This is a genomic window from Aliiroseovarius sp. D2-2, assembly GCF_055809455.1.
Genome location: NZ_CM147913.1, coordinates 1,163,730 through 1,180,593, shown reverse-complemented (window position 1 = coordinate 1,180,593; position 16,864 = coordinate 1,163,730). Strand labels below are relative to the sequence as shown.

General features: G+C 57.4%; 16 protein-coding genes. 7 read left to right on the top strand and 9 right to left on the bottom strand.

Annotated features, from left to right (window positions below; genetic code table 11):
- Positions 1-38: 38 nt before the first annotated feature.
- Positions 39-1,106: a cysteine synthase A gene (gene cysK, locus AC0L6A_RS05825; RefSeq protein ID WP_473292797.1), complete on the bottom strand. Its 1,068-nt coding sequence runs from the start codon at positions 1,104-1,106 to the stop codon at positions 39-41.
- Between the two features lie 371 nt (positions 1,107-1,477).
- Here cysK and ptsP point away from each other — a divergent pair, with 371 nt between their 5' ends.
- Positions 1,478-3,724 carry a phosphoenolpyruvate--protein phosphotransferase gene (gene ptsP, locus AC0L6A_RS05820; protein ID WP_473292796.1) on the top strand — a complete coding sequence of 749 codons (2,247 nt, stop codon included), beginning with the start codon at positions 1,478-1,480 and terminating at the stop codon, positions 3,722-3,724.
- Positions 3,725-3,813: 89 nt separating this feature from the next.
- Entirely contained in the window at positions 3,814-4,185 is a 372-nt protein-coding gene (locus AC0L6A_RS05815) for a hypothetical protein (protein WP_473292794.1), read from the top strand.
- A 5-nt stretch (positions 4,186-4,190) separates the two neighbouring features.
- On the opposite strand, the gene AC0L6A_RS05810 is transcribed toward AC0L6A_RS05815, so the two are convergent.
- Positions 4,191-4,718 (bottom strand): GNAT family N-acetyltransferase, encoded by a 528-nt coding sequence (locus AC0L6A_RS05810; protein WP_473293391.1) that lies wholly within the window; start codon positions 4,716-4,718, stop codon positions 4,191-4,193.
- A gap of 155 nt (positions 4,719-4,873) precedes the next feature.
- Here AC0L6A_RS05810 and AC0L6A_RS05805 point away from each other — a divergent pair, with 155 nt between their 5' ends.
- Both AC0L6A_RS05805 and AC0L6A_RS05800 read left to right on the top strand, forming a co-directional pair.
- The gene (locus AC0L6A_RS05805) at positions 4,874-5,479 is read left to right on the top strand and encodes a flavin reductase family protein (RefSeq protein ID WP_473292792.1); all 606 of its coding nucleotides are present in this window, start codon (positions 4,874-4,876) and stop codon (positions 5,477-5,479) included.
- Between the two features lie 98 nt (positions 5,480-5,577).
- Complete coding sequence (locus tag AC0L6A_RS05800; protein ID WP_473292790.1) at positions 5,578-6,228, top strand: CatB-related O-acetyltransferase; 651 nt, start codon at positions 5,578-5,580, stop codon at positions 6,226-6,228.
- 2 nt (positions 6,229-6,230) lie between these two features.
- On the opposite strand, the gene AC0L6A_RS05795 is transcribed toward AC0L6A_RS05800, so the two are convergent.
- Positions 6,231-7,889, bottom strand: a complete 1,659-nt coding sequence (locus AC0L6A_RS05795; RefSeq protein WP_473292788.1) for a SulP family inorganic anion transporter — start codon at positions 7,887-7,889, stop codon at positions 6,231-6,233.
- A 157-nt stretch (positions 7,890-8,046) separates the two neighbouring features.
- Between AC0L6A_RS05795 and AC0L6A_RS05790 the strand changes: the two genes are divergently transcribed.
- Genes AC0L6A_RS05790 through AC0L6A_RS05780 form a run of 3 tightly spaced genes read left to right on the top strand, consistent with a single transcriptional unit; the run spans position 8,047 to position 10,468 of the window.
- Positions 8,047-8,916, top strand: coding sequence for an S-methyl-5'-thioadenosine phosphorylase (locus tag AC0L6A_RS05790; RefSeq protein WP_473293389.1), 870 nt, complete (start codon positions 8,047-8,049; stop codon positions 8,914-8,916).
- Positions 8,913-9,941, top strand: coding sequence for a DUF418 domain-containing protein (locus AC0L6A_RS05785; RefSeq protein WP_473292787.1), 1,029 nt, complete (start codon positions 8,913-8,915; stop codon positions 9,939-9,941). Before AC0L6A_RS05790 ends, AC0L6A_RS05785 begins: the two co-directional genes overlap by 4 nt.
- Positions 9,938-10,468: an adenine phosphoribosyltransferase gene (locus AC0L6A_RS05780; RefSeq protein WP_473292786.1), complete on the top strand. Its 531-nt coding sequence runs from the start codon at positions 9,938-9,940 to the stop codon at positions 10,466-10,468. Before AC0L6A_RS05785 ends, AC0L6A_RS05780 begins: the two co-directional genes overlap by 4 nt.
- Positions 10,469-10,562: 94 nt before the next feature.
- Here the strand turns inward: AC0L6A_RS05780 and AC0L6A_RS05775 are convergent, their stop codons facing one another.
- The 6 genes from AC0L6A_RS05775 to AC0L6A_RS05750 all read right to left on the bottom strand — a co-directional run bounded on the left by AC0L6A_RS05775 (position 10,563) and on the right by AC0L6A_RS05750 (position 16,862).
- Positions 10,563-12,008: an FAD-binding oxidoreductase gene (locus tag AC0L6A_RS05775; RefSeq protein ID WP_473292784.1), complete on the bottom strand. Its 1,446-nt coding sequence runs from the start codon at positions 12,006-12,008 to the stop codon at positions 10,563-10,565.
- A gap of 55 nt (positions 12,009-12,063) precedes the next feature.
- Positions 12,064-12,648, bottom strand: coding sequence for a GNAT family N-acetyltransferase (locus tag AC0L6A_RS05770; protein WP_473292783.1), 585 nt, complete (start codon positions 12,646-12,648; stop codon positions 12,064-12,066).
- Positions 12,648-13,910 carry a M16 family metallopeptidase gene (locus AC0L6A_RS05765; protein WP_473292782.1) on the bottom strand — a complete coding sequence of 421 codons (1,263 nt, stop codon included), beginning with the start codon at positions 13,908-13,910 and terminating at the stop codon, positions 12,648-12,650. Before AC0L6A_RS05765 ends, AC0L6A_RS05770 begins: the two co-directional genes overlap by 1 nt.
- Complete coding sequence (gene thrC, locus AC0L6A_RS05760) at positions 13,907-15,304, bottom strand: threonine synthase (protein ID WP_473292781.1); 1,398 nt, start codon at positions 15,302-15,304, stop codon at positions 13,907-13,909. Before thrC ends, AC0L6A_RS05765 begins: the two co-directional genes overlap by 4 nt.
- Positions 15,305-15,318: 14 nt before the next feature.
- Positions 15,319-15,984, bottom strand: coding sequence for an SURF1 family protein (locus tag AC0L6A_RS05755; protein WP_473292779.1), 666 nt, complete (start codon positions 15,982-15,984; stop codon positions 15,319-15,321).
- 77 nt (positions 15,985-16,061) lie between these two features.
- The gene (locus tag AC0L6A_RS05750) at positions 16,062-16,862 is read right to left on the bottom strand and encodes a cytochrome c oxidase subunit 3 (protein ID WP_473292778.1); all 801 of its coding nucleotides are present in this window, start codon (positions 16,860-16,862) and stop codon (positions 16,062-16,064) included.
- Positions 16,863-16,864 lie beyond the last annotated feature (2 nt).

Sequence of the window (16,864 nt, the reverse complement as noted above, 5' to 3'; positions counted from 1 at the left end):
CAATCCGGCAGGCTGTTCTTCGTCTATAGTGTCGCGCTTTACATCTGCCCGTAAGGCGTCGAGCGCGATATTTCTAACTCCTCGTCGCTCATCACCTCTTCGACGCCCTCGAAAAGCGGGGTCGAGAGATAGCGTTCGCCGGTATCGGGCAGCATGACAAGGATATTGGCGCCCTCGGGTGCGGATTTCGCAGTCTCGATGGCCGTGGCGAAGGTCGCGCCGGCTGAGATGCCGACGAAGATGCCTTCCTCGGCCGCCAGACGTTGCGACCACTTGATGCCGTCTGGGCCGGGCACGGTTGTCAGTTCATCATACAACCCATTGTCCAGCGCCTCTTGCAGCACATGGGGGATGAAATCCGGGGTCCAGCCTTGGATGGGGTGCGGGTTGAAATCGGGGTGGCCCTCGGTGGGTTGGTTCTGGTCATTGCGGGTGTTCACATAGCCCGAGGCAACGAGAGCCGCATTGGCCGGTTCGGTCAGGATAATCTTGGTGTCGGGGCGTTCTTTCTTCAACACACGCCCGATGCCGGTCACGGTGCCGCCGGTACCATAGCCCGTGACCAGATAGTCCAGCCGCTCGCCATCGAAATCGGCAAGGATTTCACGTGCGGTGGTGTTTTCGTGGATGTCAGCGTTGGCGTCGGTTTCAAACTGGCTGGCAAGGAACCAACCATTGGCCTCGGCCAGTTCTTTGGCTTTGGAATACATGCCATAGCCCTTCAGCTCTTTCGGGGTCAGCACAACTTTTGCCCCAAAGAACCGCATCAATTTGCGCCGCTCGACCGAGAAGCTTTCGGCCATGGTCACCACCAACGGATAGCCCTTGGCTGCGCAGACCATTGCAAGGCCGATGCCTGTGTTGCCGGACGTGGCTTCGACCACTGTCTGACCGGGCTTCAACGATCCGTCACGTTCGGCGGCTTCGATGATGTTCAGCGCCAGACGATCCTTAACTGATCCTGCCGGGTTTGCGGCTTCGAACTTCACAAACATGTTCACGCCTTCAGGCGCGATGCGATTGATGCGGATGACAGGTGTGTCGCCTACCGTGTCCAGAATGCTGTCATAACGCGTGCCGCGCCCGTTTGTTTGTCGGGTTGTCATGAGACTGTCCTTTTTCTGTGATCTCGACGCTGCCAGTATCCCCCTATTTAGGCGCAGTCCCCTCGTTGCGGAAACCAAATGCTGCGAAAAAGACGGAAATTCACGCATCCCGATAGGTCGATATGATAACGTCCCACCATTACGTACCTGACGGGATGGGTGTTCTTGAGAATTCGCCAGATACTTCAGCGATTGCGCCAAAACATATAGCATTTAGGGCGTGCGTCACCAACGCGCAGGAAATCGCTGAAATTCACGCAACGTGTTTCTGGCATAGGTGGCATACAGAGGGTACGATAGGGCTTGAGCAAACGGTTCACCTGTCCTGATGGGGCATGTTAAGAAACTGTGGCAAACAGGGAACGGTGAGAATGGCAGAAAGCCAACAAAGCGACAGTCGCAAGCTCTTGGTCAGCCTGCGTGAAACCCTTGCGGCAGCGTCCGAAGGGCAAGAGCGGCTTGACCGCATCACATCGCTGATCGCCGAAAGCCTTGGGGTCGAGGTGTGCTCGATCTATCTTTTCCGCGACAGCGAAACGCTTGAGCTTTGCGCGACCGAGGGGTTGAACCCCGAAGCGGTGCACCAAACGCGCCTTCGGATTGGCGAAGGGCTTGTTGGGCGCGTGGCGCGTCGGGGTCGTGTGATTAACACAGAAGACGCCCCGTCAGAACGCGGGTTCCGGTATATGCCGGAAACCGGAGAAGAAATTTACTCCAGCTTCCTTGGCGTGCCGATCCAACGTCTGGGCGAAAAGCTGGGCGTGCTGGTCATTCAGTCGAAAGACGCGCGCGCGTTCTCGGCGGATGAACTCTATGGCATCGAAGTTGTCGCCATGGTGTTGGCCGAAATGACCGAGCTGGGTGCCTTTGTCGGCGAAGGCGAGGCCATGGGCGCTTTGCACCAGCGACCCGCAAATTTCAAAGGTGGGATCGGGCAGGAAGGGGCCGCAGAAGGGCATGTTTGGCTGCATGAACCGCGCGTGGTCGTTACCAATCCGATTGCTGATGATCCCGATGTCGAACTGACGCGCTTGAATGACGCGGTTGATACGCTGCGTGTCTCGGTAGACGAGATGCTGGCAAATTCGCAAACCACTGACAAAGAGCAGATGCAGGTTCTGGAAGCCTACCGGATGTTTGCCAATTCCAAGGGTTGGATGCGGCGGATGACGGAAGACATCGCGCGCGGCCTATCTGCTGAAGCCGCCGTCGAGAAAGAGCAATCTGCAGCGCGTGCCCGGATGAGCCAAGTCCCGGACGCTTATTTGCGCGAGCGTTTGCACGATCTAGATGACCTATCCAATCGCCTACTTCGCATCCTGACCGGACAGGGCAAGGACACAGGGGCAGAAATGCCCAACGATCCAATTTTGATCGCCACAAATATTGGGCCGGGTGAACTTCTGGAATACGGCCGCGGGCTTCGCGGTATCGTGCTTGAAGAAGGCTCGGTCGCCAGCCATGCGGCCATCGTCGCACGCGCCTTTGCCATTCCGCTGATTATTCAGGCTGGTCACATCTCGACTGAAGCCTTGAATGGGGATCATATTTTGGTGGATGGCGAAGCTGGCCTTGTGCATCTGCGCCCCGAGGACACGATTGTCACCGCCTTCCGCGATAAGATGGCGATGGAGGCCAAGCAGCAGGAGCGTTATCGCGGCCTTCGCGACAAGCCCGCAATGGGGCTGTGCGGTACCGAAGTGAAACTGCATATGAATGCAGGCCTGATGGCGGATCTGCCATCGCTGGAAAGCTCTGGCGCGCATGGGGTTGGCCTGTTTCGGACTGAGCTACAGTTCCTAACCGTGGACCGGATCCCCCGCCGTGGTGATCTTGCTGCCACCTATGCCCGCGTGATGGACGCCGCGCAGGGAAAACGTGTGACCTTCCGAACTCTGGATATCGGATCTGACAAGGTCCTGCCCTATATGAACCCCTTGGATGAACCAAACCCGGCTTTGGGCTGGCGGGCCATCCGTGTCGGGCTGGACAAACCCGGTGTGATGCGAATGCAGCTGCAGGCGCTTATTCGTGCCGCGGCTGGGCGTTGTCTGACGGTCATGTTCCCTTTCATCGCGCAGTTGGACGAATTCCGCGACGCCCGCGAAATGCTTCTGGCCGAGATCGAGCGTGAACGTGCGTTGGGTCATATCCTTCCTGAAAAGGTCGAGATCGGTGCGATGCTTGAAACGCCCTCAATGGTCTTTGCGCCGCAGCAGTTTTTCGAGATGGCAGATTTCATCTCGATCGGCGGCAATGATCTGAAGCAGTTTTTCTATGCTGCGGATCGCGAGAATGAACGGGTAAGACGGCGCTACGACACACTGAATGTGTCTTTCCTAAATCTGATCGAAGAAATCGTGACCCGTTGTGACGCAGCCCGCACACCTCTCAGCTTTTGTGGCGAAGACGCCGGCAGACCGATTGAAGCAGTGTGTTTTGCGGCACTTGGAATGCGTCATTTATCGATGCGCCCAGCCTCGATCGGACCGGTCAAGCATCTGATAAGGCGTACCAATTTGGAAGATTTAAAACAGGTTATTGATGCTGCCCGGCTGTCGGGTGAACAATCTGTGCGGTCGGCTGTGAAAACGTGGCTGGCTGAAAACGCCGCATGAAAACATGCGATTTTTTGACTTGAGTACGCGCTGTTAGGCGAATCTTCAGACAATTGGAACAATAAGGGAACAGCAAAGAGGAGAAGCCCATGCTGTTTCGTGTTCTTTTTACCGGTGTGTTCACCGGAACCATCGCCGCCATCGCGGCCTTTTCACAAGGATATGGTATGATCCTGTCCCTATTCGCCTATGTACTTTTTAGCGCCTTTGCCGTTGTCGGAATGGGCATTCTGACCGTCGCCGCACCAAAACGACCTGTTCCTTCACGTCAGTGGAAGCTTGAACAATCGCGCAATCAGCGGTCTCAGCGAATTTGGCACCCTCTTTCACAAAGCCGCCGTGCACCCTACTGGCAAGAACGGTTGGAGCGGATGGCGCGTCAAACCATTGGGGAACAGGCCAAGCCTGCCGCGATCGGCGTGTTTTCATCCGTGCGACGCAATCAGCCGACCTATCGGTAAGGTCCCTACACTTCTGTGGCGATGACCCTCTGGTCGGTTTTCTCAAAGCGACGAACGGATCCGGTGACACCGGACCACGCGCCGCCTACCTGATCAAAGGCCAGAACACGTTCCGGGTTGGTTGGTGGCGGCATCGTCACCTCGTCCAACTTGGAAAAGCCAAAGCGTTTGTAGTACGGGGCATCCCCCACCAACATAACGCGATCCCATCCAAGTCCTGCTGCTCTATCGAGGCTGTGATGGATCAGCAATCCCCCAAGCCCCTCACCTTGTCGGGTCGGGTGGACAGCAACCGGGCCTAACAGCAGTGCGGAATAGTCATTTTCGCCAACGATCATAACCGGCCAATACCGAATAGCCCCCGCCAACACGCCTTCTGCATCCCTTGCGACAAAAGACAGCTCTGGGATCGTCGGGACGTCATCACGCAGCCGGTAAGACGAAAGCGCTTCTCGCCCCGGCGCAAAGCACAAATCGTAAAGGGCTTCGACCTCCCACCAGTCTGCCTGAGTTTCCTGCGCCAGAGTATACAGCTGTCAGCCCCTTTGACCTTCTTCGATTCAACTTAATTGCCGCACCACGCGACCAACCCGTGATAGGTGCCACGCGGACGACCCGTTAGGCCTTGTAGCAGACCCTTTCTATCGGCATGTATCACGCGACGCGCGCCAAAAGGAAGAGGATGCAAATGTTCTATCGACCAGAAAATGGACATGGGTTGCCACATAACCCCTTCAATGCATTGATCGTTCCGCGCCCTATCGCCTGGATCACAACACGTGATGCAGAAGGCCGCGAAAATCTTGCCCCCTATTCCTTCTTCAACGGCGTAGCGTATGACCCGCCTCAAGTGATGTTTGCCACGACCTCGGGCAAAGCAGACAGACAGTTGGGTAAGGATACTCTGGACAATATCCGGCAAACTGGCGTGTTCTGCGTTCACATGGTGTCAGAAGATCTGACCAACGCGATGAATCTCAGCGCTGCCGGCTTCGACCATGACATCGATGAAATCGAACAGGCCGGGCTGAAACGGGTAGCCTGCGAAACCATTGCGGCCTCACGCCTACCGGCAGCACCTGCTGCACTGGAGTGCAAGCTGACCCAAATCACCCAACTGCCGGGCGAAGCCAATCATGTCTGCTTTGGGGAAGTGACTGGGGTCCATCTGCATGACGACTGCATCGTTGATGGTTTATTCGACATCTCACAGGCACGTCCGCTCGCTCGATTGGGATATCGTGACTATACAGTTGTGCGCGATGGCTTTGAGTTGAAACGCCCCGAAGAGTAGACGCGCGGGTGCCAGCTCGCTAAGTTGGCAATGCATCTATGGAGGGTGAGATGAACAAAACGGCCTGATGATCCCAACTTTGTTTTAAAGGAGCACACATGCCGTTTGTCTTGCCCGACGCCACGCGCGTCCACCCCGTCACCCTGCCCGGTGGTTCCGTCCATGATGGCACCGTTTTCTTATCTACCGTGATCGATCAACTTAATATCGAGGTGGGCGATTACACCTATGCCTCGGATTTCGATCCTCCCCCAAATGATGGCTGGGCCGCACGACTCGCGCCCTATCATTTCCCGTTTTCGGAAGGGCGGCTGATCATCGGTAAGTTTTGCCAGTTCGCGCATGGCGTGCGGTTCATTACCGCCGCTGCAAACCATGCCTATGCCGGGTTAACCAGCTTTCCATTTGGCATTTTCGCCTTGGACCAAGAGGTCATGGCGCAACCCGACAGCCGTGACACCCAGATTGGCCATGATGTCTGGATAGGCTATGGCGCGATCATCTGTCCCGGCGTGCGCGTTGGAAATGGCGTCATCATCGGTGCGGGCTCTGTCGTGCGCAAAGACGTGCCCGATTATGCGATTGTCGCCGGAAATCCGGCCGAAGTGATCAAGATGCGCATGTCGCCCGCCGATATCGTCAGGATGAACAATCTGGCGTGGTGGGACTGGCCAACTGATCTGATCGCCCGCGCGCGCGATGCGCTCGAAGCGGGCGACCTGCAAAGTTTAGAGGCGCTTGCCCCTTAAGATCAGTGCCCGCCCAGAATGCCGGTTTTCACCGAGTAATCCACGGCGACCTCGTAATCGGGGTCGTCGTCACTGTCGACCATCAAGTGACCTGCCTTCGTCAGCAGATCATGACAATCGCGGCTAAGGTGGCGCAGCTGTGCCTTCTTACCCAGCGCTTCATATCTCAGCGCCACTGCTTCAATTGCTTGAAGAGCGGACTGGTCCACAACACGCGAACGGGCGAACTCGATCACAACCAAATCGGGGTCGTTCTTCACGTCAAACAATTCGATGAACCCTTCAGCCGAACCGAAGAACAGCGGGCCTTCCACGTCATAAACTTTCGCCCCGTCTTCCTCGCGCGTTACTGCATGAATGCGGGCAGCCGCGTTCCAGGCATAGGCTAGCGCGGATACAATCACGCCCACCACAACGGCGACGGCAAGGTCTTCATAGACGGTCACCGCGGTCACCAGCAGGATGACGAAGGCATCGGTCCGGGGCACGCGGCGCAGGATCTTGAGCGAGTTCCAGGCAAACGTGCCGATCACGACCATGAACATCACGCCGACAAGGGCCGCCAATGGGATCATCTCGATCCAGCTGGAGGCGACCACGATGAAGAGAAGCAAGAAGACCGCTGCTGCGATCCCTGCAATGCGTGTACGGCCACCAGAACGAACGTTGATCATCGACTGACCGATCATCGCACAACCGCCCATGCCACCGAAGAAACCGGTGATCACGTTGGACGTGCCTTGCGCGATACATTCCTGCGAAGCGCCACCGCGCTGCCCGGTCATCTCGCCCACAAGGTTCAGGGTTAGAAGGCTTTCGATCAGGCCGATTGCGGCCAGGATCACCGCATAGGGCAGGACGATCCACAGCGTTTCGAGTGTAAAGGGCGCCAGCGCGGTGCCATACAGCCCCTCACCCGTGCCAAACGGGTTGTGAAAGCTGGGCAAACCACCCTTGATCGAAGCCATGTCACCGACAGTCGGCACGTCGATGCCAAATGCAATCACAAGCCCGGCCACAACGCCGATACCCGCCAGCGGCGCAGGGATGATCGAGGTCAGCTTTGGCAGCCCCCAGATGATCAACATGGTCAGACCAACAAGGCCCAGCATCATGACAAGCGGCAAACCAGTGAGCCATTCGCCCCCTGCAGCGCCATGCCCCGCAGCCTCGACCGTTCCCGGCACCTTAAATTGGGTCATTTGCGCCAAGAAAATAACGATGGCCAGCCCGTTCACGAAGCCCAGCATGACCGGGTGCGGCACAAGTCGGATGAACTTGCCCCAATGCATGACACCGGCAAAAACCTGCAAAAGCCCCATCAGGACAACGGTGGCGAACAGATATTCAACGCCGTGTTGCGCCACCAGTGCGACCATCACAACGGCCAGCGCCCCGGTCGCGCCCGAGATCATGCCCGGACGTCCGCCGATTATGGCAGTGATCAACCCGACCATGAAGGCCGCATAAAGGCCCACCAACGGGTGCACACCTGCGACAAAAGCAAAGGCTACAGCCTCGGGCACCAAGGCCAGGGCGACGGTCAGGCCCGACAGCAGCTCGATCTTGATGCGCGAGGGCGTCAGCTCGTCATTCGGCGACAAGCGCAGATCAGGGCGTTCGATACGATTGGCAAAGCTTGCCAGCAGGGCTCGGGCCACGGGGTCACCTCATTTGGGGAATTGTTCGCGATGGCGCTGTCTAACGGCTTCGCGGCCATCCGGCAATGCCCCAGATGCGAAGCCAACCTGCAATTGTCGGATGGCAACAGCGACATGCGCGCGCTACTGTGCGGGCAACGGCAATCTGGAGGCAAACATGAACACGCATATTGGCATCATCGGTGGCTCTGGCATTTACGATATGGATGGGCTGAAGGATGCGGCCTGGGTGGATGTCGGCAGCCCGTGGGGGGCTCCTTCAGATCAAATCCTGAGCGGGCGTCTGGGCGGGGTGCAGATGTCGTTCCTTCCGCGTCACCGGCGCGGGCATGTGCACAGTCCGTCGGACGTGCCATATCGTGCCAATATCGATGCGCTAAAGCGGTTGGGCGTGACGGATGTGATCAGCGTCTCAGCCTGCGGATCATTTCGGGAAGAGATGGCACCGGGTGATTTTGTCGTTGTGGATCAATTCATTGACCGTACCTTTGCCCGCCCGAAAAGCTTTTTCGGATCGGGCTGCGTGGCTCATGTGGGCTTTGCGCATCCCACGTGCCCACGCCTGTCTGCAGCCTGTGCTGACGCAGCGCGCGCAGCAGATGTTACGGTTCATGAAGGCGGCACTTATCTGGCAATGGAGGGCCCGCAATTTTCAACACTTGCCGAAAGTCGGATGTATCGCGATCAGTGGGGCGCGCATGTGATTGGGATGACCAACATGCCCGAAGCGAAGCTCGCCCGAGAAGCCGAGCTTTGTTACGCCTCGGTCGCGATGGTCACAGATTTCGATTGCTGGCATCCGGGCCACGACGAAGTGGATGTGGCGCAGGTGATTGCGACACTGACCGGGAATGGCGACAAGGCCAAGCGCATGGTGGCTGGGTTACCTGCACTTTTGGGCCCTGACCGCGCACCCTGCCCGTATGGGTGCGACCGGGCACTGGATATGGCGATCATGACAGCGCCGGACAAACGCGACTCGAAGCTTCTTGCCAAACTGGATGCTGTTGCAGGGCGTGTGCTGTGAATCGACTACATGGGATAGACATTGCCCGCTATCTTGCCTTTGTCGGCATGGTGCTGGTCAATTTCCGCATCGTTGCGGAAGTTTCGGCGGACGGATCTTTTGTTTCGCTGATCACCAATAATCTGGAAGGGCGCGCGGCCGCACTATTTGTTGTGCTGGCCGGCGTGGGCGCAAGTCTTGGGCGCGCTGCGTGGCATGTGACCCTGCGCCGGGCCATTTTCCTGTTTGCGATCGGCATGCTGAACATGTTGGTGTTCGAAGCCGACATTCTGCATTTCTATGCGCTGTATTTCATCGTTGCCATCGGCTTCATGTCTCGCCCAAACCGCTGGCTGTTGTTTGGGGTTGCTGGTTTCATGCTGATCGCGGTCGCCGCGCAGCTGTTTTTGGACTTTGACAAAGGTTGGAACTGGAACACGCTGAATTATTCCGGTTTCTGGACCCTTGAAGGTTTCCTGCGACACTCACTTTACAATGGATGGCACCCGGTTTTCCCATGGGCGGCGTTTTTGCTGTGGGGCATGTGGCTTGGGCGGCTTTCGCTGGGGCGCACACGCGTTCAGATAGGGCTAATTCTGGGTGGAGCGTTGGTGGCTGTGGTAGCCCATACCGCCAGCGCGCCCCTGATCCATGACCCAGACATCGGCGCTCTGATGACCACAGAACCAGTCCCGGCCGGGCCGCTTTACATGCTTGCGGGTGGTGCAACGGCCACTGCGGTTCTTGGTGCGGTGTTGATGCTGACACCCGTTTTGCTGGCACTGCCAATCATACGCCGGCTGTGCGATGCCATGATCGTCGCTGGGCGTCAGACTCTGACCCATTATGTGGCACATATCTTGATTGGCATGGGCACGCTCGAGGCTATGGGGCTGCTCGGGGGCACCCTTCAGCCCGCGCAGATTTTCTGGATTTCGATCGCATATTGCGCATTTGCCGCGTTGTTCAGTTGGCTGTGGTCGCATAAGTTCAAACGCGGGCCGCTTGAGGCCACAATGCGTCTGATCACCGAGGGGAAAACATGAAATCCGTGAAAGACTATATCCGCACTATCGTGGACTTCCCGCATGAGGGCATCCTGTTTCGCGATGTGACAACTCTTTTTGCCAATCCGCGCGGGTTTCGTATGGCAGTGGACCAGATGCTGCACCCCTATGCGGGCGAACAGATCGACAAGGTTGTTGGGCTTGAGGCACGCGGTTTCATTCTGGGGGGTGCCATTGCGCATCAGCTGACCTTGGGCTTTGTGCCGATCCGCAAGAAAGGCAAACTGCCGGGCGCAACACTCTCCGAAGCCTATACGCTGGAGTATGGCGAGGCGGTGATGGAAGTGCATAACGACGCGATCCAACCCGGTGAGAAAGTTTTGTTGGTGGATGACCTTCTGGCCACCGGCGGTACAGCTGAGGCAGGCATCAAGCTGATCGAACGCATGGGCGGCGAGATCGTGGGCTGTTCCTTCATCGTCGACCTGCCAGAACTGGGCGGACGCAAGAAGCTGCAAGAACTTGGCATGGACGTGAATGTTTTATGCGAATTCGAGGGGCTGTGAACCTTCGCTTAACCCTCTTCTTCTATCACGGTCTTGCCTGATTGGAGTTCAGGCGCTGCTTGTACACACGTAATCAACGTGCAACGCCCCGCTATCACCCCAGCGGGGCGTTATTCTTTTGATTACCTTCTCTTGGGAAGATCACACCGGGGTTCATAATCCCCTTTGGGTCCAGTGCTTGTTTGATAGCACGCATGGCGGACAGGCCAGCGGGATCGCCGTAGCGTTCGAGTTCCTTGGTTTTCAGGCGGCCGATCCCATGTTCCGCGCTGAATGACCCTCCAAGCTGGTGGACAAGATCATAAATCACCCTGCGAACACCGTCTTTCACAGCCTGATAGTCTTGCTTGCTTTGTCCTTTGGGTGGGAAGACATTGTAGTGCAAATTGCCGTCCCCAAGATGGCCAAAAGCATTGACGCGGTAGGGTCCAAGTGCTGCCAACGCCTGATCCGCTTGATCCAAAAACTCCGGAATTACCGACAATGGCAGAGAGATATCGTGGGAACTAATTGCCCCCACAGCCTTGTTGGCCAAAGGTATTTCCTCGCGCAGCTTCCACAGCGCCGCCCGCTGAGTTTCGGATTGTGCGATAACCCCGTCGGCCACCAGCCCCGCTGCCTGAGCCGCTTCAAATAGCGAAAGCAATGCGTCTTCAGGATCATCCGACGGGCCAAGCCCCAGATCAATCAACACTGACCAATCCGGCCGGGTTTGGAAGGGCTGCGGGCCGCCCAGTCCAGCCTCGGATAGGAATTCAAACCCGGTGCCTTTGATCAACTCAAATGCGCTAATCCCCTGCCCCATTTGCGCCTGTGCCAAGGTTAGAAGGTCCAACGCCGCCGACGGATCACGCACAGCTAACACCGCGGTCCCGGTCCGCGCTGGACGTGGGAAAAGGCGCAGGCTGGCTGCTGTAATCACGCCCAGTGTGCCCTCGGCCCCGCACAATAAACTGCGCAGATCATACCCCGTGTTGTCCTTGCGAAGCCGTTTCAAACCATGATGCACAGAACCATCAGGCAAAACTGCTTCGATCCCCAGACACAGATCGCGCGCAGATCCATAGCGCAGCACGTTCACTCCGCCCGCATTGGTCGACAGACAGCCACCAATCCGGCAGGACCCTTCGGACGCCAGCGACAGCGGGAAAAGCCGGTCTGCATCCTGAGCGGCGGATTGAATGTCGGCCAGAATGGCTCCGGCCTCGGCCACCAGCACATTCTCAGACACGTGCGTGTCCCGAATACGGTTCATCCGTTCTAGGCTCAGGATCACAGGCGCTGCGTCTGGCATGACCTGCCCACCAACCAGCCCGGTTCCACCCCCAAAGGGGACCACCGGGACACTGGCGTCAGAACACGTGCTCACAATCAGCGCGACCTCTTCGGTCGATCCGGGCGTCAGCAGCAGACCGCCAGTGCCCTGATACAGGCCACGCGGCTCTTCCAAATAAGCTGGGCTAAGCGGGCGAAAGGCGGCTTCGGGCAGAATCCCGCGCAATGTCGCCTCGAATGTCGCATCTGCCTTGTTCACGGGCATCCTCGCTGAAACGTGTCACGTGCGTCCGACGCAGCAGGCAAAACTGGATGATCGTCTATCCGGCTTGCGTGCGGCCACGTCGGTCAGAACGCAGGTTGGCATAGAGCACGTGGTTGCGCCAGCGTCCGTTGATCTGAAGATAGCTTTGCGCCACGCCTTCGTATTTGTAACCAACTTTTTCTAACACCCCGCGCGACGCGGTGTTTTCTGGCAGGCATCCGGCCTCAAGCCGCGACAAATCAAGTTCGTTGAACGCGTAGTGAACCAGCGCCTCAAGCCCCTCGCGCATGTATCCCTGACGGGCAAAGCGTTCCCCGACCCAATAACCGGTGGTGCCGGCTTGCGACGGGCCGCGTCGGATATTGTCGAGCGTCACCGCCCCCAACAGCACGTTGTCCTGCCTGCGGAACATGAAAAGTGGAAGTGCAGTGCCGCCCGCGACGGACCTACTGGCCCAATATACGCGATTGGTGAAACTTTTCCGTGTCAGATGATCCGGAGCCCATGTGGGCTCCCACGGGGATAGAAAATCACGACTGGTGGCCCGAAGCGCAGCCCAAGCGCGATAGTCGCCATGCAGCGGCGGACGAAGCGTCATACGCTCGGTTTCGATCCGAACCTTCTTGGACCTTGCAAACATCAAGCAGCGCGCCTTTCCTGAAGCGCCTCCAGGCTTTCGGCTTTCGCAGCTGGCCCGTAGACGGCCATTGCCATTGCGCCCTGTGACAGCGATTCACCAAAGGCCTTCAGGTCAGACAGCGTAACCTTTTCAATTTTCTCAACCGTTTCGGCCAGGGACGGAACGTTGCCCCATATCCCAACCAGTCGGGCCATCCGTTCCGCGCGTGCTGATGGGCTTTCCAGCCCCATCAGAAGACCCGCTTTCATCTGCGTCCGGGCGCGCTCAAGCTCCCGGTCGGTCATATCCGTGGTGGCACGCTTCAATTCGTCGATACAAAGGCCTGATAAAGCGGCGATATCATCCCCGGATGTGCCCGCATAAACCGTCATCATGCCGGTGTCGTCGTATGATCCGACCTGCGAGAAGATCGAATAGCAAAGCCCGCGCTTTTCGCGCACTTCCTGAAACAGTCGTGACGACATACCGCCGCCAAGCGCCGAGCTGAAAAGCTGCGCGGCGTAAAAGCCTTCGTCACGATAGGAAGGCGCTTCAAAGCCAAGCGTGAAATGTACCTGCTCCAACGCGTCATTCACTTCGATATGTGCGCCCGATGTCCATCGAGCCGCATCGGGAATAAGTGTCGGACGCGATGCCAACCCGCCAAATGCCTCCTCAGCAAGGCGCAGGATTTCATCGTGGTTCACAGCCCCTGCCGCGGACAGGATCAATTGATCCGGCCCATAGTGCTGGCCAACAAAACCCGAAAGGTCGTCGCGCCCAAAGGACTTCACCCGCTCGGCCGGGCCAAGGATCGTGCGCCCAATCGGCTGATCGGGAAATGCAGCTTCTTGCAGCCAGTCAAACACCACGTCATCAGGGGTGTCCAACGCCTGTCCGATCTCTTGCAAAATCACACCGCGTTCGATCTCGATCTCGCCCGCATCAAAAACCGGGTTCAGCACAATGTCGGAAATCACGTCGAGCCCAAGCGCTACGTCGTCCTTCAGGACACGTACGTAATAGGCTGTGACCTCGCGCGATGTGTAGGCGTTGATATAGCCACCCACATCTTCGATCGCTTCCGCGATCTCCAACGAGGTTCGTTTTTGGGTGCCTTTGAAGGCCATGTGCTCAAGGAAATGCGCAATGCCATTCTGGGCTTGCGTTTCATGGCGACCACCCGCGGTCACCCACACACCCAAAGAGGCGCTTTCCAGCCCCGGCATATGTTCTGTCACGACGCGTACGCCGTTCGAAAGACGATCTAAACGCACGGTCATGCAGGGGTGACCTTTCCGGTACGTTCAAGGATCAGCGTTTTCAACGCGTCCAGATCATTGGCCACGCGGGTTACGCGTTCGTCGCGGTTGAAAAGGTCCGCCATGCGCGGCGGCAAGGGCACGTCTTCTCCGCAGGCATCTTTGACGGCAGCGGGAAACTTGGCAGGATGCGCCGTTGCGAGCGTGATCATCGGGCTGTCGCCCAGATGCTCGTTCGCGACTTTCACGCCGACGGCAGAATGCGGGCATAGTACCTCGCCGGTTGTGGCAAAGCTGGTCTTGATCTGCGCCATGGTTTCGTCTTCCGATGCACGGCCTGATGTGAATTGTTCTTTCAGATACTCCATCGCACCTTGGCTGATCGCGAAGCCACCTTCGTTCAGATCATCCATCTGGCCAGCGACCGCTTTGCCATCACGTCCATAGGCGTCAAACAGGGCACGTTCGAAATTCGAGGACACTTGAATATCCATCGACGGGCTGATCGAAGGCGTGACGCCCGCCTTGGTATAAGCGCCAGTTTCCATCGTGCGGTGCAGGATGTCATTCTGGTTCGTAGCGATCACCAGCTGGTCAATCGGCAGACCCATCTTCTTGGCAATATAGCCCGCGAAGATGTCGCCGAAATTTCCGGTCGGTACAGTGAAGCTGATTTCTCGATGTGGCGCACCCAGCGACACGGCGGAAGAGAAGTAATATACCACCTGCGCCAGAACCCGCGCCCAGTTGATCGAGTTCACACCAGCGAGCTTTACACCATCGCGGAAGTCAAAGTCGTTGAACATATCCTTCAAGCGCGCCTGACAATCGTCGAAGTCGCCATCCATGGCCAGCGCGTGCACGTTGCTTTCGGCAGGCGTGGTCATCTGTCGACGCTGAACGTCAGACACACGGCCATGGGGGAACAGGATGAACACGTCAACGGCGTCCAAACCTTTGAAGGCTTCGATGGCAGCAGATCCGGTGTCACCCGAAGTCGCACCCACGATGGTCACCTTTTCACCACGACGGCTAAGCGCCACTTGAAAAAACTGACCAATCAGTTGCATTGCGAAATCTTTGAAGGCCAGCGTCGGGCCGTGGAACAGCTCCAACAGGAAATGGTTCGGGCCAAGCTGCACCAAAGGTGCGCGGGCGTCGTGGCCGAACCCTGCATAGGCCTTGGCGATGATTTCTTTAAACTCAGCATCGGTGAAGCTGTCCCCAACGAATGGCTGCATCACACGAAAGGCGATCTCTTCATAAGACAGGCCAGCGAGCGCCGCGATTTCATCTGTCGACATGGTCGGGATGGTTTCGGGCACATACAGGCCACCATCGCGCGCAAGGCCGGTCAGCATAGCCTCTTCGAAGCTAAGAACAGGAGCATCACCACGGGTCGAGATATAGCGCATCGAATTTGAGTCCTTCAGGGGTTTCGGCGCTTCTTACGCCAAAGCAAGGCGAGTGTCATCACCGACCATGTGAGCGCCAGCAAAAACCATGTCCCGACATACTCTAGATGACGGTTGGGGATGCCTTCAGACGTGATCGGCATTGTGAAAATCATGTTAGAGGTCGGGGTGCGCGCGACGATCAGAACCGGTTCTGTGTTCAGATGTTGGGCAAGTTTGTCCACGTCACGGGCAAACCATGTATTACCTGCGATATCGTCTTCAGGGGTGTATCCGTCCCTTTCGTCCGGCCAATACAAGTTGCCGGTGATCGCACTATCCCCACCTGCAAGCTCTGGCTGTGCCGACTGAACTGGGACAAAACCGCGATCAATCAGAATACGCCGCCCATCCTGTGTTTCAAACACCGAGATCAATCGGTGCCCCGCGCCATAGTTGCGATCAGAGGACAACACCAGCACTGCGCCGGCCTCAAACTGGCCTGAGACGTGCACCGGTAGGTATTTGTGCGCGGCTTCATTCGGGGCATCCGGCAAGCCCACCGGGTCCGCTGCGATCTTGGTCTCAACCTCGGCGATCAAAGCTTCTTTCCATTGAAGTCGTTGAAGCTGCCATGTGCCCAGCCCGATGAACAGGGCCAGCACGGCAAGGCTTAGAATGATGGCGATGGCTTGACGCATAAGGGAAACCCGAAAAGAGAAAGGCGCGAAAGGTTGCCCCCTCGCGCCCCTTGATTAGGACTATTTGCGGGTCAGGTTCAACCGCCCCAGATGTAAACAGCTGCGAACAGGAACAGCCATACAACGTCAACAAAGTGCCAGTACCAAGCGGCGGCTTCAAAGCCGACGTGGCTTTCCGGGGTGAAGTGACCCTTGATCGCGCGCATCAGGCAGACGAACAGGAAGATCGTGCCGACGATGACGTGGAAGCCGTGGAAGCCGGTCGCCATGAAGAAGTTCACGCCATAGATGTTGCCCGAGAAGTCAAAGGCAGCATGGCTGTATTCATACGCCTGGAACATGGTGAAGATCACACCCAGGATTACGGCCAGGGTCAGCCCCCAAACAAGATCTTTGCGGTTGTTTTCATGTGCAATCGCGTGGTGCGCCCAAGTCACGGCGCAACCCGACAGAAGCAAAATCAGCGTGTTGATCAGCGGCAGGTGCCACGGGTCAAACGTCTCGATCCCAGCGGGCGGCCAGATGCCGTCAATCTTGGGCGAGCCTTCTGTCATGGGGTACATGGCGTGTTTGAAGAAGCTCCAGAACCACGCAACGAAGAACATAACTTCGGACATGATGAACAGGATCACGCCGTAGCGCAGGCCGATTTTCACAACCGATGTGTGATCGCCTGTTTCGCCTTCGTGCACGATGTCCGACCACCATGCGAACATGACGTAAAGAACACCGGCCAAGCCGATGAAGAACATCCAAGGCATGCCATTGGCCATCCATTGAACGGCGCCAAACAGCATAACGAAGCCTGCGATAGCACCCAGGAGTGGGTTCACCGAGGGCGGTAGAATGTGATAATCGTGGTTCTTTGCATGTGCCATAA

What these genes read in the sequence shown, in the direction of transcription:
- cysK (WP_473292797.1), bottom strand. Translation starts at nt 1,106, where the DNA reads ATGACAACCCGACAAACAAACGGGCGCGGCACGCGTTATGACAGCATT.
- ptsP (WP_473292796.1), top strand. Translation starts at nt 1,478, where the DNA reads ATGGCAGAAAGCCAACAAAGCGACAGTCGCAAGCTCTTGGTCAGCCTG.
- AC0L6A_RS05815 (WP_473292794.1), top strand. Translation starts at nt 3,814, where the DNA reads ATGCTGTTTCGTGTTCTTTTTACCGGTGTGTTCACCGGAACCATCGCC.
- AC0L6A_RS05805 (WP_473292792.1), top strand. Translation starts at nt 4,874, where the DNA reads ATGTTCTATCGACCAGAAAATGGACATGGGTTGCCACATAACCCCTTC.
- AC0L6A_RS05800 (WP_473292790.1), top strand. Translation starts at nt 5,578, where the DNA reads ATGCCGTTTGTCTTGCCCGACGCCACGCGCGTCCACCCCGTCACCCTG.
- AC0L6A_RS05790 (WP_473293389.1), top strand. Translation starts at nt 8,047, where the DNA reads ATGAACACGCATATTGGCATCATCGGTGGCTCTGGCATTTACGATATG.
- AC0L6A_RS05780 (WP_473292786.1), top strand. Translation starts at nt 9,938, where the DNA reads ATGAAATCCGTGAAAGACTATATCCGCACTATCGTGGACTTCCCGCAT.
- AC0L6A_RS05775 (WP_473292784.1), bottom strand. Translation starts at nt 12,008, where the DNA reads ATGCCCGTGAACAAGGCAGATGCGACATTCGAGGCGACATTGCGCGGG.
- AC0L6A_RS05770 (WP_473292783.1), bottom strand. Translation starts at nt 12,648, where the DNA reads ATGTTTGCAAGGTCCAAGAAGGTTCGGATCGAAACCGAGCGTATGACG.
- AC0L6A_RS05765 (WP_473292782.1), bottom strand. Translation starts at nt 13,910, where the DNA reads ATGACCGTGCGTTTAGATCGTCTTTCGAACGGCGTACGCGTCGTGACA.
- thrC (WP_473292781.1), bottom strand. Translation starts at nt 15,304, where the DNA reads ATGCGCTATATCTCGACCCGTGGTGATGCTCCTGTTCTTAGCTTCGAA.
- AC0L6A_RS05755 (WP_473292779.1), bottom strand. Translation starts at nt 15,984, where the DNA reads ATGCGTCAAGCCATCGCCATCATTCTAAGCCTTGCCGTGCTGGCCCTG.
- AC0L6A_RS05750 (WP_473292778.1), bottom strand. Translation starts at nt 16,862, where the DNA reads ATGGCACATGCAAAGAACCACGATTATCACATTCTACCGCCCTCGGTG.